19 protein-coding genes are annotated in these 21,072 nt (G+C 61.4%); 12 read left to right on the top strand and 7 right to left on the bottom strand.

The annotated features are described in order from the left end of the window. Window positions 1-72: 72 nt before the first annotated feature. Window positions 73-1,509, bottom strand: coding sequence for a cytochrome-c oxidase, cbb3-type subunit I (ccoN, locus tag F8N85_RS00340; RefSeq protein ID WP_150801715.1), 1,437 nt, complete (start codon window positions 1,507-1,509; stop codon window positions 73-75). A gap of 363 nt (window positions 1,510-1,872) precedes the next feature. Between ccoN and F8N85_RS00335 the strand changes: the two genes are divergently transcribed. After that, entirely contained in the window at window positions 1,873-2,142 is a 270-nt protein-coding gene (locus F8N85_RS00335; protein ID WP_150801714.1) for a PepSY domain-containing protein, read from the top strand. 1 nt (window position 2,143) lies between these two features. Continuing rightward, the gene (locus F8N85_RS00330) at window positions 2,144-2,671 is read left to right on the top strand and encodes a cytochrome b/b6 domain-containing protein (RefSeq protein ID WP_150801713.1); all 528 of its coding nucleotides are present in this window, start codon (window positions 2,144-2,146) and stop codon (window positions 2,669-2,671) included. 196 nt (window positions 2,672-2,867) lie between these two features. Here the strand turns inward: F8N85_RS00330 and F8N85_RS00325 are convergent, their stop codons facing one another. Continuing rightward, the gene (locus F8N85_RS00325; protein ID WP_150801712.1) at window positions 2,868-3,266 is read right to left on the bottom strand and encodes a DUF488 domain-containing protein; all 399 of its coding nucleotides are present in this window, start codon (window positions 3,264-3,266) and stop codon (window positions 2,868-2,870) included. A 163-nt stretch (window positions 3,267-3,429) separates the two neighbouring features. Here F8N85_RS00325 and F8N85_RS00320 point away from each other — a divergent pair, with 163 nt between their 5' ends. The 10 genes from F8N85_RS00320 (at window position 3,430) to F8N85_RS00275 (ending at window position 14,226) form a co-directional block, all read left to right on the top strand. After that, the gene (locus F8N85_RS00320; RefSeq protein WP_150801711.1) at window positions 3,430-4,200 is read left to right on the top strand and encodes a FadR/GntR family transcriptional regulator; all 771 of its coding nucleotides are present in this window, start codon (window positions 3,430-3,432) and stop codon (window positions 4,198-4,200) included. Window positions 4,201-4,298: 98 nt separating this feature from the next. Then, complete coding sequence (locus F8N85_RS00315; RefSeq protein ID WP_150801710.1) at window positions 4,299-5,501, top strand: ABC transporter substrate-binding protein; 1,203 nt, start codon at window positions 4,299-4,301, stop codon at window positions 5,499-5,501. An 83-nt stretch (window positions 5,502-5,584) separates the two neighbouring features. Beyond that, complete coding sequence (locus tag F8N85_RS00310) at window positions 5,585-6,445, top strand: branched-chain amino acid ABC transporter permease (protein ID WP_150801709.1); 861 nt, start codon at window positions 5,585-5,587, stop codon at window positions 6,443-6,445. 1 nt (window position 6,446) lies between these two features. Further along, window positions 6,447-7,457, top strand: a complete 1,011-nt coding sequence (locus F8N85_RS00305) for a branched-chain amino acid ABC transporter permease (RefSeq protein WP_150801708.1) — start codon at window positions 6,447-6,449, stop codon at window positions 7,455-7,457. After that, window positions 7,454-8,215 carry an ABC transporter ATP-binding protein gene (locus tag F8N85_RS00300; RefSeq protein WP_150801707.1) on the top strand — a complete coding sequence of 254 codons (762 nt, stop codon included), beginning with the start codon at window positions 7,454-7,456 and terminating at the stop codon, window positions 8,213-8,215. The genes F8N85_RS00305 and F8N85_RS00300 overlap by 4 nt, the downstream gene beginning before the upstream one ends. Next, a complete protein-coding gene (locus F8N85_RS00295; protein WP_150801706.1) occupies window positions 8,215-8,910 on the top strand; it encodes an ABC transporter ATP-binding protein in 696 nt (231 codons plus the stop codon). Before F8N85_RS00300 ends, F8N85_RS00295 begins: the two co-directional genes overlap by 1 nt. A 16-nt stretch (window positions 8,911-8,926) precedes the next feature. Next, window positions 8,927-10,207, top strand: a complete 1,281-nt coding sequence (locus F8N85_RS00290; protein WP_150801705.1) for a Zn-dependent hydrolase — start codon at window positions 8,927-8,929, stop codon at window positions 10,205-10,207. Further along, complete coding sequence (locus tag F8N85_RS00285) at window positions 10,204-11,619, top strand: amidase (RefSeq protein ID WP_150801704.1); 1,416 nt, start codon at window positions 10,204-10,206, stop codon at window positions 11,617-11,619. The genes F8N85_RS00290 and F8N85_RS00285 overlap by 4 nt, the downstream gene beginning before the upstream one ends. Window positions 11,620-11,950: 331 nt before the next feature. Beyond that, window positions 11,951-13,105: an SRPBCC family protein gene (locus tag F8N85_RS00280; protein WP_150801703.1), complete on the top strand. Its 1,155-nt coding sequence runs from the start codon at window positions 11,951-11,953 to the stop codon at window positions 13,103-13,105. Continuing rightward, window positions 13,105-14,226, top strand: a complete 1,122-nt coding sequence (locus F8N85_RS00275; RefSeq protein ID WP_150801702.1) for an SMP-30/gluconolactonase/LRE family protein — start codon at window positions 13,105-13,107, stop codon at window positions 14,224-14,226. Before F8N85_RS00280 ends, F8N85_RS00275 begins: the two co-directional genes overlap by 1 nt. Window positions 14,227-14,444: 218 nt before the next feature. On the opposite strand, the gene F8N85_RS00270 is transcribed toward F8N85_RS00275, so the two are convergent. The 5 genes from F8N85_RS00270 to F8N85_RS00250 form a co-directional block, all read right to left on the bottom strand. Next, window positions 14,445-14,687 (bottom strand): hypothetical protein, encoded by a 243-nt coding sequence (locus F8N85_RS00270; RefSeq protein WP_150801701.1) that lies wholly within the window; start codon window positions 14,685-14,687, stop codon window positions 14,445-14,447. 216 nt (window positions 14,688-14,903) lie between these two features. After that, on the bottom strand, window positions 14,904-15,134 hold the full coding sequence (locus F8N85_RS00265; protein ID WP_150801700.1) for a hypothetical protein: 231 nt from the start codon (window positions 15,132-15,134) through the stop codon (window positions 14,904-14,906). 213 nt (window positions 15,135-15,347) lie between these two features. Further along, entirely contained in the window at window positions 15,348-17,993 is a 2,646-nt protein-coding gene (uvrA, locus tag F8N85_RS00260) for an excinuclease ABC subunit UvrA (RefSeq protein WP_150801699.1), read from the bottom strand. A 58-nt stretch (window positions 17,994-18,051) separates the two neighbouring features. Beyond that, window positions 18,052-20,163 carry a PAS domain-containing hybrid sensor histidine kinase/response regulator gene (locus F8N85_RS00255; protein WP_150801698.1) on the bottom strand — a complete coding sequence of 704 codons (2,112 nt, stop codon included), beginning with the start codon at window positions 20,161-20,163 and terminating at the stop codon, window positions 18,052-18,054. A 133-nt stretch (window positions 20,164-20,296) separates the two neighbouring features. Further along, window positions 20,297-20,986: a GntR family transcriptional regulator gene (locus F8N85_RS00250; RefSeq protein WP_150801697.1), complete on the bottom strand. Its 690-nt coding sequence runs from the start codon at window positions 20,984-20,986 to the stop codon at window positions 20,297-20,299. Between the last annotated feature and the right edge of the window lie 86 nt (window positions 20,987-21,072).

Genomic DNA, 21,072 nt, shown 5'->3' with positions numbered 1-21,072 from the left:
TGGATGAGGTCGGCGTAGGAGCTGCCGCAGGCTGCGATCTTTTGATCTTCGCGCACACATGCACCCAGACAATCAGGCCATTACCGCAATCGGCGCCGAGACCACTCGTTCCCCTGCCCTCACCGTGCGCCAGGTGTTGTACGCCATCAGCAGCATGCCGCTGGCGAATGTCGCGCCACCGATCAGGCGCACGATGTAACCCGGATGACTGGCTTGCAGCGCTTCGACGAAGGAATAGGTCAGTGTGCCGTCGTCGTTGATCGCTCGCCACATCAACCCTTGGGTAATGCCGTTGACCCACATCGAGGCGATGTACAACACCGTGCCGATGGTCGCCAGCCAGAAGTGCACATTGATCAGGCCGATGCTGTGCATCTGCTCGCGGCCATAGAGTTTCGGGATCATGTGGTAGAGCGTACCGATACTGATCATCGCCACCCAGCCCAGGGCACCGGCATGCACATGGCCAATGGTCCAGTCGGTGTAGTGCGACAGTGCGTTGACCGTCTTGATCGCCATCATCGGCCCTTCGAAAGTCGACATGCCGTAGAACGCCAGCGACACCACGAGGAACCTGAGGATCGGGTCGGTGCGCAATTTATGCCAGGCACCGGACAGGGTCATCATGCCGTTGATCATCCCGCCCCAGCTCGGCGCCAGCAGGATCATCGACATCGCCATGCCGAGCGACTGCGCCCAGTCCGGCAATGCGGTGTAGTGCAAATGGTGCGGGCCGGCCCAGATGTACAGGGTGATGATCGCCCAGAAGTGGATGATCGACAGGCGATAGGAGTAAATCGGCCGCTCGGCCTGTTTCGGCACGAAGTAGTACATCATCCCCAGAAAACCCACCGAGAGAATGAAGCCCACCACACTGTGGCCATACCACCACTGAATCATTGCGTCAGTGGCCCCGGAATAGCTCGAGTAGGACTTCATCAGGCTGACGGGAATCGAGATGTGGTTGATCACATGAACCATGCCCGTGACCACGATAAACGCACCGTAAAACCAGTTACCGACATAGATGTGCTTGACCGTGCGCCGGGCGATGGTGCCGAAGAACAGGTAGGCGTAGGCCACCCAGATCACCGTCACCGCCAGGGCGATCGGCCATTCCATTTCGGCGTATTCCTTGGACGTGGTGTAGCCCAGCGGATAGCTGACTACCAGCGCCACGATAATCGCCTGCCAACCCCAGAACACGAAGTTGGCCAGGCGCTCGGAGATCAGCCGCACGCGACTGGTACGTTGCACCACATAAAACGATGTGGCGAATAACGCACCGCCACCGAAGGCGAAGATCACCAGGTTGGTATGGACCGGTCGCAAGCGGCCAAAGGTGGTCCAGGACAGTCCGAAGTTCAGCTGCGGCCAAACCAGTTGGGCGGCCAGAAACACCCCCATGCCCATGCCCACGATGCCCCAGAAAAGCGTCATCAACGTGAAGCGTCTGACGATCTCATAGTTGTAGGTGGTGTTGCTGTCGGAAAGTATTGCACTGGCCATAATCATTCCATTACACAAGAAGTCGCTGACAGGTCCGTGCAGCAGAATTCCGCTCTCCAGTTAAATGGATAAGCAAGCGTCAGATACCGATAAAGGAGGTCGGTCAGTAAGACTGGGCAAGTGCTGCAGGACGAAGCAGAACCAGTGTGCGGCGTCAGACAACTCACCACAACTTGATAATAATGCTGCTTAAGTTCATTAATATTGCACTCAAGTAAGAATCAGAAGCGCTTTTCAAGTAAGGCGCAAAGCGGCCAACGCTGCAGTGACAGGTCTCAAAAGCCCTACTAAGCTTCAGCGCTGTGGCAATTCAGTGAGCATCTCTCGCGTTGCCAGTGAACAACAACATCCCCAGGAGCCCCCATGCGCACACTTCTTCTGATCTCCCTTCTGGCAATCAGCCCGCTGACTCTGGCCGCCACTGAATGCACCAAGACCGACAAGGCTCAATGGCAGGACCCGGCCAAGTTCCAGGAAGACCTCAAGGCTCAGGGTTATGACATCAAGAAGTTCAAGGTCACCTCCGGCAACTGCTATGAAATCTATGGCTGGAACAAAGCCAAGCAAAAAGTCGAGATCTACTTCGACCCGGTCTCTGGCAAGGCTGTGAAGGAAGAGATCGAAAAGGAATGACATGAACACTCAAACCCTGCGCCTCTGGGACCCGCTGGTTCGTTTTTGCCACTGGTCCCTGGTAGTCGCCTTCATTGGCGACTACTTCCTCAATGAGGAAGGTGACGGCTGGCATCGCTGGCTGGGCTATTACGCAGTGGTTGTGGTGCTGGTACGCGTGGTCTGGGGTTTTATCGGCTCGCCGGCGGCGCGCTGGTCAGACTTCTGGCCGACCCCTGCGCGCCTCGTTTGGCATACCCGCGCATTGCTGGGCGGCAAGGACTATCACCGCATGGGGCATTCACCTATCGGTGCGCTGGTGATGGTCCTGATGCTGCTGTTGATGGTCGGCCTCGGCGTCACCGGATTCCTGATGGAAGAAGTGGATTATTTCTGGGGTGAGGACTTGCCCCGGGATATCCATGAGCTGATGGCCAACGCCCTGCTCACCCTGGTCTGCGTGCATATTGCCGCCGCCGTGGTCGAGAGTGTGCGTTTGCGGGAAAACCTGCCGCTGTCGATGATCACCGGTAACCGGCGCAAGCGGTAGGATCCCGCTTAACAACGGCTGGAGATGAACCCCTGTGGCGAGGGAGCTTGCTCCCGCTCGGCTGCGCAGCAGTCGTAAAACCTGCTGATGCGTTCTGTCTGAGAAACCGTGATTTCCGAATTTAGGGCCGCTGCGCGCCCCAGCGGGAGCAAGCTCCCTCGCCACAAGGGGTTCTGCATTCACAGAGCTCTCGGCCTCAATCAAACTCCCCCGCATAACACACCGGCGAACTCGAATCCCCGCTCCGATCCAGTTCGTCTTCCAGCCACTGTGCCAGCACCTGGGCATTGTTATGTTGCTCGTCCTTTGCCGAGTAAATCAGCGTCAGCGTGCCCGTCCGTGCCTTCTCCAGCAGCTTCCACCAATGCTCGGGCCGGGCAGTCAGTTCCTGCCGATAGCGGCTGCGAAAGGTCTCGAAGTCCACCTGCGCCTGTTTGAACGCTCGCCGCAGTTCGGTTGACGGCGCCACCTCGCGCAGCCATTCATCCAGCGGTAGCTGGTCCTTGCGACAGTTACGTGGCCACAGGCGATCGACCAGTACCCGGTAACCGTCGTCAGGGTCTGCCGGGCTGTAGGCGCGCTTGCATTGAATCATCGGACTGAATCTCGGGTAGCTGCCAGTTCCAACAGACTAGCCGCTATATCTGTTTACGACGCTTTTCCGCTGAAAGCGACCCCGCCAGCGTGCCAGCGGTTGACGTGTCCGGCCAAGCCCTATTAAGTGCTATTAATCCGCATTAATAGGATAAATAGAACACATGCTCAGTCGCCCGCTCCGCCGCAAACGCCAGAAGCTTTCCGATGTGATTGTCGAGTCGGTCAAGCGTTCCATCGTCACCGACGCGCTACGCCCGGGCGACCGTTTGCCAACCGAGCGCGAGCTGATGGAAAGCTTTCAGTGCTCCAAGGGCTCGGCGCGTGAAGCGCTCAAGGCCCTTGAGGTCGAGGGTCTGGTCAACACCCGCACCGGCCCCAGCGGCGGCGCCTATCTGAATGAAGCCGGCACCGAACCAGCCAGCCGCGCCTTGCGTAACTACCTGCACTTCCAGCACCTGGACGGCGAGCAGGTGTACCAACTGCGCAAGGTCATCGAAGTCGAACTGGCCGTGTCGGTGATCGGCCGCCTCAGCGAGGCTGACTTCAAGACCCTGCAGGACAACGTCGACTTTTGCAGCGCGCCGGAAGACAGCGAAGCCGGCCAGCGCGAACAGCGCCTGGCGGAGCTGGAGTTCCACAACCTGCTGGCCCGTGCCTGCCCCAACCCGCTGCTGGGGTTCATGGCGCAATTTCTCAATGATCTGCTGCGCGATCTGGTGGTGCTGAAGAAAGCCTACAAACCCAAGCGCAAGCAGTTCGACGCGGCCAACCTCGACTACCACAAGCGCTTGCTCAACGCCCTCCAAGCCGAAGACGAAAACAGCGTGCGACAGTTGATGCATGAACACATGTGCGATGCCGAGCACCACATGAGCGCTCTGGAAGGCGAAGTCACCCGCCACTTTTTGCTGGAGTTCGATCACAGTCACTGACACCCGTTGCGACCTCCAATAAAAGGCCTGCCCACAGGCCGTGATGCGCCGTTTTGCCATTGCCACTCCTGCCAATAATTAAACCAGGGAGTTACCCCATGCAGCGTCGTACGTTGTTGAAAGCCAGTCTGACCGTCGCCGGTGCCCTCAGCCTCCCGCTGGGTGTGCGCCACGCTTTTGCCGCCGAGCCATTTACCTTTTATGGGCTCAAGTCTATGTCGGGGGCCTTTGCCAGTTATGGCAAGTTCGCCGACATGGGCTCGCGCCTGGCGATCGAGCAGCATCCGACCTTGCTCGGTCGGCCGTTGAACTACAAGGTGATCGACACTGAAGGCAACGCCGGCAAGGCGGTGCGCAAAGTGCAGGAGGCGATTGCGCAGGACGGGGCACGGTTCTTCCAGGGCTGCACCTTGTCGTCCTCGGCACTGGCGGTGGCCAAGGAAGTGGGCAAGGTCGGCGGGGTGTTCATGACCCCGGTGGGCGCTGACGAAATCACCGGCAAGGACTGTAATGCGGCGACCTTTCGCTGGTCGGTGCCCACCTATGGGGCGATCCGCGAAACCCTGGTGCCGCTGATCAAGCTGCTGCCCGAGGCCAAGCGCTGGTACACCATCACCCCACAATACGTGTTTGGCGAAGCACTGCTCGAAGGCGCGAAAAAAGTCTGCGCCGAGCATGGCGTCGAACACATCGGCAACAGCTATCACTCCCTCCAGGAGCAGGAATTCTCCGGTTACCTGACCAACGCCATCGCCGCCAAACCGGACGTGCTGGTGCTGCTGAACTTCGGCAGCCAGTCCTCCAACACCCTGCGCCAGGCGGTGAACTTCGGCATCAAGGAACGCATGAAAGTGCTGCTGGTCTGGTCCGCCGGACTCGATCAGTTCCAGGAATTGGGCAGCGATGTCCTCGAAGGTGTGTACCTCGGCGCGCAGTACTGGCACCAGATCGATACGCCGCTCAATCGCGAGCTGGTGAAGATCACCCAGGCCAAATACGGCATCAATCCCACCTATCCGCTGGCGGCCGATTACATCGGCACCAAGATCATGCTCGACAGCATCATCGCCACTGGCAGCTTCGACGGCCCGACCGTGGCCAAGGCCATGCAGGGCTTGAGTTACGAAGGGCCGACCGGCCAGGAATCGATCCGTGCCGGCGATCACCAGGTGATCAAGGATTACTACCTGCTGGTGGGCAAGGCCGCGGCCGACATGCGCGACAAGGATGACCTGGCGCAGGTGGTCAGCTCGGGACGTTCGTTCCCGCCGGCAGACGCGACCGGCTGCGTACTGGGCTAACCCGAGAAACCTTTCTACCGCTTGCCACAGGCAGCGGGCCGAGTGACCTGTTGGTCGATCGGCCCCCTGCAGAGGGTACCTGCATGCTCAATCTTTACCTGTTCCAGATTCTCAATGGCCTTGGCCTGGGGATGATCTACTTCCTGATCGCGGTCGGCCTGACGATCATTTTCGGCTTGCTGAACTTCGTCAACTTTGCCCACGGCGCGTTCTTCCTGCTCGGCGCCTACATCTGCTACACCGTCGTCGGCCTGAGCGGAAGTTTCTGGCTGGCACTGCTCGTCGCGCCGCTGGTGGTGGCTGCCCTGGCCTGGGCCATCGAGCGATTATTGATCCAGCGGATCTACCACTTGCCGCACACCTTCCAGATTCTGGTGACCCTGGGGATCGCGCTGATTATCCAGGAGGCCAGCGTGTTGATCTGGGGCCCGGTGGGCAAGAGTGTGGCGGTGCCGGAACTGCTGCGCGGCGTATTGATCATCGGCGACTTCGTGTATCCCTACTACCGCTTGTTCCTGATCGTCTTTTCCGGGCTGGTCGGCCTGGCGCTGTGGTTGCTGCTGGAGCGCACGCGCTTCGGCGCGCTGGTGCGGGCCGGCAGTGAAAGCACTGAAACGGTGTCGCTGCTGGGCACCAACATCTTCCGGCTGTTCTCCATGACCTTCGCCCTCGGCGTGGCCCTGGCGGGTGTGGCCGGGGTGCTGTTTGCGCCCTTGCGCGGTGCCCAACCCTTCGTCGGCCCGGAGATTCTCGGGGTGGCGTTCGTGGTGGTGGTGATCGGCGGCATGGGCTCCTTCAGCGGCGCACTGGTCGGCGGTCTGCTGGTCGGGGTGGTGCAAAGCCTGATGACCACAATCTGGCCCCAGGGCGCGAGCCTGATGATCTACGGCGCCATGGCGCTGGTGATCCTGGTGCGTCCTTACGGCCTGTTCGGGAGAGCATGACATGACTGAGAAAAACCCCCTGCCGTTCGCCAAGACCCAGTCGCGCTACATGCTGCTGTTGGTGATCGGCGTGCTGATCGGCCTGCCGCTGGTGTTGCCGTCGGCGACCCTGGCCACGGAGATCCTGATTTTCGCCATGGCCGCCCTCGCCTGTAACCTGCTGCTGGGTTACACCGGGCTGCTGTCCTTCGGTCAGGGCATCTTCTTCGGTGCCGGCGCCTACTGCGCGGCGCTGCTGATGATCCATCTGCAACTGGGCCTGTTCAGCGCACTGTTGGGCGCAGCGGCGGCCGGCGGCTTCCTGGCGTTTCTGGTGGGTGCCCTGGCGATTCGCCGCACCGGCATCTACTTCGTCATGCTGACCCTGGCCTTCAGCCAGATGGCCTACTTCATTGCCTACACCCTGAGCGACTGGACCGGTGGCGATAACGGCCTGCTCAGCGTGCCGCGTCCGGAAATCCGCATCGGCGAAACAGTACTGCTGTCGCTCACCGACTCGCGGTCCTTCTACGGTTTCGTCGCGGTGCTGTTCCTGCTGATCTTCATCGCCGCCCGCCGGGTCATCGCCTCGCCGTTCGGCAGCACCTTGATGGCGATCCGCGAAAACGAAACCCGCGCCGCCGCCATCGGCTACGACACCCGGCACTTCAAGATCCTGGTGTTCGTCCTGTCCGGCGCGGTGACCGGCATCGCCGGGGCGCTGTACGCCATGCTGCTGCACTTCGTGCCGCTGTCGAACATCGACCTGGCGATGTCCGAGAACATCCTGATCATGACCATCGTCGGCGGCACCGGATCGCTGTTCGGCTCCTTGCTCGGCGCCGGCTCCATCGTGCTGCTCGGCGACTTTCTCTCCGACCTCTGGCCGCGCTGGCTGATGCTGCTGGGGATCATCCTGATCCTGGTGGTGGTGTTCATGCGCGGCGGTTTGTGGGGCGGCTTGTCGTCACTGGTGGAACGTTTTCGCGGCAATCGCAAAGCGGCCCTGCAGGCCAAGGAGAAACTGTTATGAGCAGCGCTGAACACTACCTGCTGGAAACCCGCAACCTGGAGCTGGCCTACGGCGCGTTCCATGCGGTCAACGGCGTCAACCTGAAGGTGCGGGCCGGGACCATCCACACCATTATCGGCCCCAACGGCGCCGGCAAGACCAGCCTGTTCCACTGCCTGACCGGCGAGCGTCAGGCCACCGCCGGAGCCATTCACTTCGACGGCAAGAACATCGTGCGCAAGCCGACCCACGGCCGGGTCGGCCTCGGCATGGCCCGTTCATTTCAACTGACCAGCCTGTTCCAGAACCTCAGCGTGCGGGAAAACCTGCGCCTGGCCGCCCAGGGCCGTGACGGCCTCGGTGCGCTGAATTTCTGGAGCCGGGTGGAAAGCCGTCGCCAGCACCTGGAAATGGCCGATGAGGTGTTGGAACGCCTGAAGCTCACGCAACGGGCCGACACCCTCGCCGGCGAACTGTCCCACGGCCAGCAGCGAGTGCTGGAGGTCGGCATGTCGATCTGCTCGCGGCCCAAACTGCTGATGCTCGATGAGCCGACCTCGGGCATGGGCATCGATGACATTCCGATCATGACCCAGCTGATCAGCGACCTGGGCCGTGACCATACGGTGCTGTTGATCGAACACAACATGAGCATCGTCATGTCCATCAGCCAACGCATCACCGTCATGAGCCACGGCCAGATCCTGGTCGAGGGCACACCGGAATTCGTCCGCGCCGATGAGCGCGTGCGTGCCGCCTATCTGGGAGAAGCCGCCTGATGCTGATCGTCGAGAATATCCACTCCTACTACGACAAGAGCCACGTCCTCGAAGGCGTGTCGCTGACCGTCAACCCCGGCGAACTGGTGACCTTGCTCGGGCGTAACGGCGCCGGCAAGACCACCACCCTGCGCAGCATCCTCGGGATCATTTGTCCGCGCCAGGGCCAGATCCATTTCAACGGCAAGGCCCTGGTCGGCCAGAAAATCTTCGAAATTGCCCGCCAGGGCCTGGCGCTGGTCCCGGAACATCGCGGCATTTTCCGCTTGCTGACCGTCGAGGAGAACCTGCGCATCGCCGTGCGCAAGACCAGCCGCTGGCAGCTGGAAGACGTCTACGGCATGTTCCCCCGGCTCAAGGAGCGGCGCAAAAATGCCGGCCACGCTTTGTCCGGCGGCGAGCAACAGATGCTGGCCATCGCGCGTGCGCTGCTCAATGACCCGAAGCTGCTGATCCTCGATGAGCCCACCGAAGGCCTGGCGCCGGTGATCGTCGACGAACTGGTGAAGATCCTGCGCAAGATCAAGGAGGACGGTCTGCCGGTGTTGTTGGTGGAGCAGAACCTGATGGTCTGCGACAAGCTCGCCGACCGTCATTACGTCCTCGAACAGGGTCGCGTGGTCTACGAAGGCAGTGCCGCTGCCTTCCGTGCCGACCCGATGATCAAAAACCGTTACCTGGCCCTGAGCGCCTGACCGGAGCACTTCTTTTATGAACAGCCGTCTCGATCCATCGCAACACCTCGACAGCAACGCACCGCTGATCAACCGCGACCGGCTCTGGCAATCACTGATGGACCTCGCGCAATTGGGCGCCACCGTCAAGGGTGGGGTCTGTCGCCTGGCCCTGACCGACCTCGATCGCCAGGCCCGCGACCTGTTCGTGCGCTGGTGTGAAGAGGCCGGATGCAGCGTCAGCGTCGACGCCATCGGCAACATCTTTGCCCGCCGTGCCGGGCGCGATCCCAAGCGTGCGCCGGTGATGACCGGCAGCCATATCGACACCCAACCCACCGGCGGCAAGTTCGACGGCTGTTACGGGGTCATGGCCGGACTGGAAGTGATCCGCACCCTGAATGACCTCGGGCTGGAAACCGATGCGCCCATCGAAGTGGTGGTCTGGACCAACGAGGAAGGCTCACGCTTTCCACCGTGCATGATGGGTTCGGGGGTGTTCGCCGGCAAATTCGACCTCGGCGAAACCCTGCTCACGCAGGATGAACAAGGGTTGTCGGTGGGGGCTGAATTGCAGCGCATCGGTTATGCCGGTTCGCGGGCGGTACTCGGGCATCCGGTGGGCGCCTATTTTGAAGCGCATATCGAACAGGGCCCGGTGCTCGAAGACCGCCAGACCACCATCGGCGTAGTCATGGGTTGCCTTGGGCAGAAGTGGTTCGACCTGACCCTGACCGGCGTCGAAGCCCATGCCGGGCCGACGCCCATGCACCTGCGCAAGGATGCCCTGGTCGGCGCCGCGCAAGTGGTCAGCGCGGTCAATCGCATCGCCCATGCCCATCAACCCCATGCCTGCGGCACTGTCGGCTGCCTGAGCCTGCATCCGGGTTCGCGCAACGTCATTCCTGGCCAGGTGCACATGACCATCGACCTGCGCCACCTGCATGCAGATAAGCTGCAAACCATGGTCGACGAAGTCCGCGCGGTCATCGAAACCTCCTGCGAGCAGCATGGGCTGAGTTTTGAGCTGACTCCGACCGCCGACTTCCCGCCGCTGGACTTCGCTGCTGTTTGCGTCGATGCGGTGCGCCAAGGCGCGCAACAACTGGGCCTGAGTCATATGGACATCGTCAGCGGCGCCGGGCATGACGCGATCTTTGTCGCCGAACTCGGTCCGGCCGGGATGATTTTCGTGCCGTGCGAAGGCGGCATCAGCCACAACGAAATCGAGAACGCCGCCCCGGATGATCTGGCAGCCGGTTGTGCGGTATTGCTGCGGGCGATGGTCAATGCCGCCCAGGGAGGGAAATCCGTATGATCGAGCACAGCGCTATCGCCGAGATGAGCGGCGTCGAACTGCTCGCCCGCTACCGCGACAAGAGCCTGTCGCCGGTCGAAGTGACCGAAGACGCACTGGGGCGAATCGAGCGCTTCAATCCGCAGGTCAACGCCTACTGCCACGTCGACCCGCAAGGCGCACTGGCGGCGGCGCGCGCCTCCGAACAACGCTGGCTCAAAGGCCAGCCTTGCGGCGCGCTGGATGGCCTGCCGGCGTCGATCAAGGACCTGACCCTGACCCGGGGCATGCCGACGCGCAAAGGTTCGCGCAGCACTTCAGCGCAAGGGCCGTGGGAGGTGGACGCGCCCTTCACTGCGTTCATGCGCGAGGCCGGCGCGGTGTTGCTGGGCAAGACCACCACCCCGGAATTCGGCTGGAAAGGCGTGACCGATAACCCGCTGTATGGCATCACCCGCAATCCATGGGACACGCGGATGACCGCCGGCGGCTCGTCCGGCGGTGCCGCAGCCGCGGCCGCGCTGAATCTCGGGGTGCTGCACCAGGGCAGCGATGCCGGCGGTTCGATCCGGATTCCCTGTGCCTTCACCGGCACCTTCGGGATCAAGCCGACCTTTGGCTATGTACCGCAATGGCCGGCCAGCGCCATGACCATCCTCTCACATCTCGGCCCCATGACCCGCACCGTGGAAGACGCTGTGCTGATGCTGCAAACCGTCGCCCGCCCCGATGCCCGCGACGGGTTGATCGGCGCACCGCGCAGCACGCCTTGGCTGCGGGAAGGCGCTGACCTCAAAGGCTTGCGCATCGCCTACAGCCCGGACTTCGGCCATGTGCAGGTGGACCCGCAGGTCGCCCTTCTGGTCGCCCAGGCAGTGCAAGGCCTGGCGCAACTGGGCGCGGAGGTCGAGCAGATCGACCCGGGTTTCAGCGACCCGCTGGAGATGTTCAATACCCTGTGGTTCGCCGGGGCCGCGCGCCTGGCCGGGCAACTGAGCAACGCCCAGCGCGAACTGCTCGACCCGGGGCTATTGCGGATCGCCGAGCTCGGCGAACGGATCAGCCTGAGCGACTACACCAGCGCCCTCGAAGCCCGCGCCGCGCTGGTGGCCAGGATGAGCGCCTTCCACCTGCGTTATGACGTTCTGGTCTCGCCGATGCTGCCGATCACCGCGTTCGAGGCGGGCCACAACGTGCCGCCAGGTTCACCCTTTGGCGAATGGATGGAATGGACGCCCTTCAGCTACCCCTTCAACCTGACCCAGCAACCCGCCGCGTCGGTGCCCTGCGGAGTGGCGCCTAACGGCTTGCCGGTGGGTCTGCAGGTGGTCGCCGCGCGTTATGCCGATGATCAGGTGCTGCGGGTGTGCCAGGCCTACGCCCGGCACTTCCCGACCCGGCATTTGCGCGAGCCGGTGAGTTTGGGACGTTGATCGAAACAGCCAACCCAAGGCTTGACGATGAACCCCTATGGTGAGGGGGCTTACTGTGGCGAGGGGGCTTGTCGGAACGCCGCACCGCCCCGTTCGGCTGCGTAGCAGTCGTAAAACCTGCGGGTGCGTTCTACCTGAAAAACCGCGATTGCCGGTTTTAGGGCCGCTTCGCGCCCCAGCGGGGGCAAGCCCCCTCGCCACAGGTACTTCGTTCGACTGATGCAATCGATGTACCCAGCTACAACTCAAACCATCACCGCGAATAACCATTAGCCGGCAAACCCGGCCAGGGCTAATCTTCTGTCAATAACAATGACAACAGGAGACCGCAGTGAAGCAGTCCACCCAGGCGTTTCGCAGCCGCTACCGTGCCGGCATCCATCCGCTGTACAACCCGTGGCTGCATGGCGGCTTCGTGCTGGGCTTCGGGTTGCTGTGCATCGGGTTGTTCTGGCGCACCCTGGACCAGGTGCAACCGCTGGAATGGCTGGCGGTACCGCTGACCTTGCTGTTCTTCAACTTTTGCATCTACACCGTGCACCGCCATCTTGGGCATCATAAAAAGAGTTTTGCGCGGATGTTTTATGCGCGGCATGCCGGTGATCACCACAGTTTTTTCGCGCCGGGTCAGATGACCTACGACAGCGCCCGCGACTGGCGGGTGATTCTGTTCCCGGCCTGGTTGATCGTGTTGCACAGCCTGCTGATCACCCTTCCCGCCTGGTGGCTGCTCAAGCAGCTCAATGCCAATGTCGCCGGGCTGTTTGCCGGCTGCATGATTCTTGGCTATCTGGCCTACGAGGTGTTCCATGCCTGCGAGCATCTGCCGCCAGGCAACCCGATCACCCGGCTGCCGTGGATTCGCCAGATGCGCCGCCTGCATGAACTGCATCACCGTCACGAACTGATGCAGGAACGCAATTTCAATATCGTCCTGCCGCTGATGGACTATTTTTTTGGCACGCTGTATTGGGAGCCCGAAGCCAAACCCTACTCTCTGACCACGAGACCGCCCATGACCCGCATGCAGCATCACGTCGATATCGCCCGTAGCCCGGAAGCCGTTCTCGCCTATGCCAGCAGCTCCAGCCGTTGGCCGGAATGGCATCCGTCGTCGCTCAAGGTCGAAGGCCAGAGCGGCCCGCTGCATGCCGGGGCGCGCTTTGAAGAAGACATTCACGCGGGCGGCCGTTCCGGCCATTTGAGCTGGGAAGTCAACGAATACCTACCGGGTCGCCGCTGGAGCGCGCGGGCCCAGGGTGACCATGGCCTTGAGTTGCTGGTGACCTATGAATGCCAGCCTGCCGCGGGCAATGGCACCCGGTTCAGCCGCACCCTGGAATATCGCTTCAGTGGGCTGCTGATGCGTCTGGGCAACCAGTTGCTGTTCAAGCAACGGATAGAACGCGAATCGGCAGCGTCCCTGCTGGCATTGTCCGAGATGGCGCTGCGAACCCTCCCGGCCCAGACAGGAGTGAGCGCTTGATGAAGAATGCCCCCGCCCCCCGTCGAGTCAAGATTCGCCACCTGGTTCTAGTGCTGGTGATCGCCATCGCGGCTTTTCTGCTGCTGATGCCGACCAAGGTCCAGCCGGTCAGCTGGACCCCGGCTACCGCGCCGTCGCTAAGTGACGGCGCCTACAGCGAAAACCAAAAGCCCAAGGCAGCGGAAAAAGTCGGTGCCGCGGATATTGCCGGGCCCGAAGCGCTGCTGTTGGAGGAGGGTTTTCTCATCAGTGGCCTGCACGACGGTCGGGTGATCCGCACCAGCCTTGATGGCAAGATCCTCGACGTGCTGACCGATACTGGCGGCCGGCCGTTGGGCCTGGCCCGGCATCCGGACGGCCGGTTGATCATTGCTGACGGGATCAAGGGTTTGCTGGCACTGGACGCTCAGGGTCAACTGGCAGTTCTGACCGTCGAAGCCGATGGTCTGCCCTTTGGTTTCACCGATGATGTCGCGGTCGATACAACCGGTCGTTATGCCTATTTCAGCGATGCCTCGAGCCGCTGGGGTTATGGCAAGGATGGTGAGGCCATTATCGAACACGGCGGTGACGGGCGACTGCTGCGCTACGACTTCCAGACCGGCAAGACCGAGCTGCTGCTGGACCGGCTGGAGTTCGCCAATGGCGTGGCACTGGGGCCGAACGAAGCCTTTGTGCTGGTCAATGAAACCGGCGCCTATCGCATCAGCCGTTACTGGCTGACCGGCGCCAGGGCCGGTACCCATGACGTGTTTATCGACAATCTGCCGGGCCTGCCCGACAACCTGAGTTTCAATGGCAGCGACCGTTTCTGGGTCGCGCTCTATGCCCCGCGCAGTCCACTGCTCGACGGCACCGCCGGTTACCCTTATCTGCGCAAAATGCTGGTCCGGGCGCTGATGGTCCTGCCCAAACCCATCGAGAAACGCGCGTTCGCCCTGGGACTGGACACTGAAGGCAAGGTGGTTGCCAACCTGCAGGACAACAGCAGCGGCAATTACTCGCCGATTACCACGGTACGCGAGTACGGTGACTGGCTGTATCTGGGATCGCTCAAGGCGAGCAATATGGCAAGACTGCCGTTGAGTCAGGCAATGCAGGGCGTATCAGCTGTCGAGTAGAACGAGGCGCGTCCGGCTGCGAAGCAGCCGTAAGACCCTGCACTTCAGTGTTTCAGATAAACCGCGAGCACAGCTTTTACGAGGACTCCGTCCTCGGACGCTGCCTCGTTCTACTCGACAGCTGCTACAGGAGTTCTAGCCGTGAGATGTGTAGATACCCATGCCCCTTGGGGAGAAAGTTGGGTATATGAACATAGCAACTGGACAACTCGCAGGGCTCAACGCGGATCCATCGGCTTGTCCTGCACCGCATTATCGGTCTCTTCCTGTATCCGCTCCGGGTCCATACCGGTTTCATCGTCCTCATCCAATGGCCGCACGACTTCGTTGTCCGGCAGCTCATCAATACCCCGCTCTTTCTCCGGCTTGACCGCGGTGCGTCCTGGGCCCAATGGGTCAGGGGACGTCGGCATGGGGTCATAACCGCCCTGTTCTTCGCTGGGAAATCTTGGATCGCTCATAAACACCTCGCTTCAAGCCTGGAAATTCAGACTCTGATATTTCGAGGAGTGGACATTTATCGCCGTTCCATTTATTTGCCCACCGGCCGTCGACGCAAATACCCTGCCCAGAGGATGGCGGAAGAACTGACAGCGTGAGCATTCAAATAATGACAGGGGGACAATCTGGCGGGGTGCACAGACAATCTGCGCAACCCCGCTCAGGATTTCACAGATTCAGGATTGCTTCGTCAAATTTAATATATCTCTTTTGAGAATCGCACGTTTCCCCTTGAGCTTCATCAGCTCATCATCAGCGGCTGCCGCAGCCTCGGCCTTCAGCACTTCGGCATCGATGCTTGAGTATTGATCGAGCAAGGAGTGGAGATGGGGGTCGTTGGCGCGCTTTTGTTGGATGACTTCCTTCGTGCAGCCCAAATCCTGATAAAGATCATGGTTCACCGGCATGGAACACCTCCGTTTGTTGATCGGAGGCAACTGCGTTTTATCGCAATCACCAAGTACCAGCATGGCCTTGCCTATGCCCTTCTGTCGACCGCCAATCAGACCAGCGGTAACCGTTCGTCGCCCAATCTGCAGATGGCGAAAAGACTCCAGCGTGTCCACAAGAGAAGGATGATTGGGTACCCGGACCGCGGCCAACCTCCGCGGTCCTTCCCTTCAAGCGGTTGCTTGAGCCAGGACCCTGGCCAGAAAGGGCGCGGTACGACTTTTCTGGTTTTTCGCGACTGTGTGCGGTGCACCACAGGCAACCACTGTTCCGCCCTGATCCCCGGCGCCGGGACCGATGTCGATCAGCCAGTCACTTTGCGCGACAACACGCATTTCATGCTCGACAACGATCACCGAGTGCCCGGCGTCTACCAGATTGTTCAGTTGCTCAAGCAAGCGGTCGACGTCACGCGGGTGCAGGCCGGTGGTTGGCTCATCCAGCACATAGAGGGTCGCGCCGCGCTGACTGCGTTGCAGTTCAGTGGCCAGTTTGATCCGTTGTGCTTCGCCACCCGAGAGTTCGGTGGCAGGCTGGCCGAGACGCAGATAACCCAGACCGATATCACGCAACACCTCCAGGGAGCGGCGCACCCCGGGTTGCTCGGCGAACACTTCGACCGCCTGCTCCACAGTGAGCTGCAGCACCTCGGCGATGTTCAGACCCTGCCAGGTGATGGCCAGGGTTTGCGGGTTGTAGCGCGCTCCGTGACAGGTCGGGCACGGCGCATAAACGCTGGGCATGAACAGCAATTCAACGCTGACAAAGCCTTCGCCCTCGCAGGTCGCGCAGCGGCCCTTGGCGACGTTGAAGGAAAACTGGCCGGCGTCATACTGTTGCTTGCGCGCCTCGGGTGTTGCGGCGAACAGCTTGCGCACGTGGTCGAACAGACCGGTGTACGTCGCCAGGTTTGAACGAGGCGTACGGCCAATGGGTTTCTGGTCGACCTGCACCAGGCGCTTTATCGATTCGAGACCGGCAGTCACCTGTCCGCCACTGGCTTGCGGCGTCTCATCCTCCAGGCTCAGTTCCTGCGGCTCGGCATTGTTCTGCGCCCGCCCAAGATGGGTGCCGACCAATTCCAGCAAGGCCTGGCTGACCAGGCTCGACTTGCCGGACCCGGAGACGCCGGTCACCGCGGTAAAACAGCCCAGAGGAAACTCGACGCTGAGATTGTTCAGGTTGTTGCGGCTGACGCCTTCGAGGCGCAGCCAATCGCTGGCCTGACGAACGCTGCGTTTCGCGGTCCGTTGCTCAGCGAACAGGTAAGCGCGGGTCTGCGACGCTGCAACCTGCGCCAGACCGGCCGGCGGTCCGCTGTACAGCACGTGGCCACCATGCTCGCCAGCGGCCGGGCCGACATCGATCAGCCAGTCGGCGCGGCGCATGGTTTCCAGGTCGTGCTCGACCACGAACAACGAATTCCCCGCCGCCTTGAGGCGCTGCAAGGCTTCGAACAGCGCTTCACCATCTGCCGGATGCAATCCGGCCGAGGGTTCGTCCAGTACGTAGATCACCCCAAACAATTGCGAGCCCAGTTGAGTGGCCAGGCGCAGGCGCTGCAACTCGCCGGATGACAGGGTCGGCGTGCTGCGCTCCAGTGCCAGGTAGCCCAACCCAAGATCGGTCAGGGTGCTGACCCGCTCCAGCAGGTCCTGGGCGATGCGTTGCGCGGCCAGACGCTTTTCCAGTGACAGATTGGGCGTGTGCCGGACATCCGGTGCAGCCGCATGGGCCATGCCGCCATGGGCTACCCGCGCCTCGCGCGCTTCGCGGGTCTGGCTGTGGCTCAGCACTTCGCCGCCAGCATCGGCGTGTTCAAGGAAGCTCTGGGCGGCGACCGGTTTCAATACCTCGACCACTTGCAGCAAGGGCATTTGCGACAGTTCGCCGATATCCAGACCGGCGAAGGTCACTGACAGCGCTTCGCGCTTGAGACGCTTGCCGTCACACAACGGGCATGGGCTGCCAAGCATGAATTGCGCCACGCGCTTTTTCATCAGGGCGCTTTGCGAGTGGGTGAAGGTGTGCAAGACATAGCGCCGCGCACCCGTGAAAGTGCCCTGATAGCTGGGTTCGAGTTTGCGCTTGAGGGCTTGCCGGGTTTGCGCCGGGGTGAACCCGGCGTACACCGGAACCGTCGGTTGCTCATCAGTGAAGAGGATCCAGTCGCGCTGCTTTTTTGGCAGGTCGCGCCAGGGCACGTCGACGTCATAACCGAGGGTCACCAGAATGTCCCGCAGGTTTTGCCCCTGCCACGCCGTCGGCCAGGACGCCACCGCACGCTCGCGGATGGTCAGCGAAGGATCCGGGACCATCGTCGTCTCGCTGACTTCGTAGACCCGGCCCAGGCCATGACACTCAGGGCAAGCACCTTGGGGCGTATTCGGTGAGAAGTCCTCGGCATAGAGCATCGGCTGCCCCGGCGGATAGCTGCCGGCCCGGGAATAGAGCATGCGAATCAAGCTCGACAAGGTAGTGACGCTGCCTACCGAAGAACGCGTGCTGGGCGTGCCGCGTTGCTGTTGCAGGGCCACCGCAGGCGGCAGGCCTTCGATGGAGTCCACATCCGGCACGCCCACCTGGTCGATCAGGCGCCGCGCATAAGGCGCCACGGATTCGAAGTAGCGTCGTTGCGCTTCGGCATACAAGGTCGAGAACGCCAGCGAGGATTTGCCCGAGCCGGAGACCCCGGTAAAAACCACCAGCGCGTCCCGGGGAATGTCCACATCGACATTCTGCAGGTTGTGCTCTCGGGCACCGCGCACCCTGACGAAACCTGGACGGTCTGGAGGGTTGTTTCGCTGTGATGTCATGGGCCAGCCTTGTGTAGGTGAGTGCCGAGTCGTCGCTCAAGTCATATCGGGGCAAGGTTCACGCGCCGAGCAGGGTCCTGACCATAGTGCTGAGTGCATCCGGCCCGTAGGGCTTGCTCAACAGGTGGGTATCGGGACTGAGTTGGTGGTTGCGCGAGATGATGTCGCGGGTGTGCCCCGAAGTGAACAGCACCGCAATGGGTGGCGATTGCACCTTGGCCCAGGCGGCCAGGTCGGCGCTTTTGATCAGCCCGGGCATCACCACATCGGTGAAAATCAGATCCACCCTGGCATTCTCCAACAAGATCTCCATCGCCCTATCGCCGTTGGCTGCAGTCAGCACGTTGTAGCCGGACTGCTGCAACAGTTCGACGGCCGCGGCGCGCACATCCTCGTTGTCTTCCACCACCAGGATGGTCTCCTGCCCACCTGGCTGTTGAGCGCCATTGATCGGCGACTCCGGGGTTTGCGGCAACGTACTGCGGGGGAAATACATCTGCACCGTGGTGCCCTGCCCGGCATGGCTGGCGATCTCCACATGACCGCCACTTTGCTTGACGAAACCGAACACCATGCTCAAGCCCAGGCCAGTGCCGTGCCCATCGGCCTTGGTGGTGAAGAAGGGTTCGAAAGCCTGTTTGAGCACCTCGGGAGGCATGCCCTCTCCCGTATCGGTCACCGACAAACGCACATAATCACCCTCGGTTATGCCCTTGCCCGCGCAAAACCTGCGGTCCAGTGCGATGTTCTCTGCGCTGATGCAAATAGTCCCCTCGCCCCTCATCGCGTCGCGGGCGTTGATCGCCAGGTTCAGTACGGCATTTTCCAGCTGGTTGCGGTCGACATGAATGCACCAGGGGTCATTCGGTAGCTGCACGTCAATCCGAATGGTTTCACCCAGGGCCCGCTGCAACAGTTCACCCAGGCCTTCGTAGATTCGCCGAGGACTGTAGACCGCCGGTGACAACGGCTGGCGACGGGCGAACGCGAGCAGCTGCGATGACAGCTTGGCACCGCGCTCGACCGCGGCGATCGCCGCACTGACCCGGCGTTGCACGTTCGGGTTGTCTGGCTCATGGCGAGCCAGCAGGTGCAGGTTCCCGGCAATCACCTGCAAGAGGTTGTTGAAGTCATGGGCGACGCCACCGGTCAATCCGCCAATGGCTTCCAGCTTCTGTGACTGACGCAATTGCTCTTCGGCCGCTATGCGTGCCTGCACTTCATCAGCGACCCGCTGCTCGAGGTTGCGGGTAAGTTTGAGTAGCGAAGCCTCGGCGATTTTTCGTTCGTGGATGTCGATCAGTACGCCGGGAAAGCGAAAGGCCTCGCCCTGCTCGTCGTACTCGCAACAACCGCTGGCCAGCACCCAGCGGTAGCTGTCGTCAGGGCACCGAACGCGGTACTCGGCGTTAAAGGCACCGCCATGTTGCACCGAATGCGCAAACAGTTGATTGACCTCCTCCACGTCATCGGGGTGAATCCTGCCCCTGGCGAAATCAGGCGCCAGCTGGTCCAGCGGCTGCTCGAGCGGATAGGAAAAAGTCCGCGCAAAACGCTCGTCCCCGGACAGCAGATTGGCCTTGATGTCCATGACAAAGGAACCGAGCAAGGCACCGGCATTAAGCGCCAGCTGTACCCGTTCGTTGGCGGCGCGCCAGGCCCGCTCGGCGTCCTGTCGACGGCGCTCCGAGATGATATGGGCGGTGGTTTCGACAACGATCGCCATGACCCCCGCCGGAAGCTGGTCGTCACCGGCCACCGGGCTGTAATACAAATCCATCCAGACACTTTCCGGCTGGCCATTACGCAACAACACCAACTCTTTGTTATGAAACGACAAGGTACCGCCGGCCAGGCAGGTGTCCACCACCGTGCGGTTGAACTCGGCAATTTCCGGCCAGCCCAGTTCAACCGGCGAGCCCAGCAGATACGGATGGCGCCCACCGGCGAACAGCGAATAGGCGTCGTTATAAATCATGTAGCCAGGTTTGCCCCAGAGCACCACCAGTGGCACCGGCGAGGCGAGCAGCAACTGCACGGTACTGCGCAGGCTGGTCGACCAGGTTTCGATGGGGCCCAGCTCTGTCAGGGACCAGTCGAACGCACGAATGCGCCCGGCCATTTCACCGCTCCAGCCCTGGCACCCGTGGCTTTCAGATAAAAACTGCATCGGCTGACTCTATCCTGGAAAGGGTCGCACGCCGGTTGAACCCCCTTCGTGCCACTTCGTTGGAGCATGCCCAATGAAGATCGTTTCATTGTCTATAGCGCATCGACGGGGGTAATAACAGCAGAGACGAGTATCACACCTCAATCAGATGCTTGAGCGGGTGGTACTCGGACTTCAGGGTCGCCGCTACATCGAGAATCGCCTTCTCGATGCCGTTCAGGTGCATGCAGGTCAACTCGATGGCCGCGCTCTGGTTGCCGGCTTCGATGTACTCGATCAACCGCAGGTGTTCGTCGTCGCGACAGGCTTCGTGACTGTCATCATCCAGGGCCGCGGCATACAGCGAGGCCCGCGAGATCAGCTTGCGGAACCAGTCGAGCAACACCGGATTGTTCAGGGTTTGCGCGAGCTTGATATGGAACTCGCCGAGCAGATGAATCAGCCGCTCGTGATCACCGCTTTTCGCCGCTTCATCCTCCAGCAGCAGGTGATCGCGCAAGTCCTGCGTGGCGGCCGTGTCCCGGCGCCGGCAGAGTTCGCTGACGATGCCGATCTCGATCAAGCGACGGGTTTCGAACAACGAACGGATCTCCTCATCACTGGGCAATGACACCGAGGCGCCTTTATTCGGCTCGGTCGACACCAGTCCATCGGCCTCGAGCTGCTTGAGCGCGGCCCGAACCGACGTCCGGCTGACATTAAAAAGCTCGGCCAGCGACGCCTCCCCAAGCTTCATGCCTGGACGCAGCGTGCGTTTGCTGATCGCCTCGTAAACCCCTTGGTAGACACGATCCACCGTGGTTTCCAGCTTTTTCTCAGCCATGCAAACACTCCTTTATCAATAAACAACCGGCCCATGGCGGTGAGTAGCCAAACAAAAAATGGGGGTTGCACAGGCAGATTAAACGG

Origin of the sequence: Pseudomonas fluorescens (genome assembly GCF_902497875.1) — a bacterium.
Classification (GTDB): Bacteria; Pseudomonadota; Gammaproteobacteria; order Pseudomonadales; family Pseudomonadaceae; genus Aquipseudomonas; species Aquipseudomonas fluorescens_BR.
This window is presented reverse-complemented; position numbering and strand designations above follow the sequence as displayed.